This window comes from Shewanella sp. T24-MNA-CIBAN-0130, from assembly GCF_040310185.1.
GTDB lineage: Bacteria > Pseudomonadota > Gammaproteobacteria > Enterobacterales > Shewanellaceae > Shewanella > Shewanella psychromarinicola.
This window is the reverse complement of sequence record NZ_JBEOPP010000458.1, coordinates 1-250: the sequence shown is the minus strand read 5'-3', so window position 1 is coordinate 250 and position 250 is coordinate 1. Positions and strand designations below refer to the sequence as shown.

General features: G+C 44.8%; 1 protein-coding gene. It reads right to left on the bottom strand.

Features of this window, described 5'->3' with window-relative positions:
- The coding region (locus AAEZ02_RS23120; RefSeq protein WP_351125513.1) for a hypothetical protein at positions 1–250 on the bottom strand (250 nt) is incomplete at both ends.

Here is a 250-nt window from a genome sequence, read left to right as displayed (position 1 = left end):
AAGTAAGGCAGTATTAGCCGCTTTTAATGCGGCGTTATCATTTAACTGTTGCTGGTATTCTTGGCGTTTAACATTGTCCGTTTCAGCCAGCTGTTTTTCTAGCTCTTGTACCCGCTTAATGCTACTCATCGCTTTGGCTACTAGCGTGGCATCAATGGCGAGTTTTTGCGGAATTAACGCTTCATCAAACGGTTTTACGCTAAATGTTTGTCTATCTAACTCTGGGGTGTAGGTGCGCACCAGCCAGTAC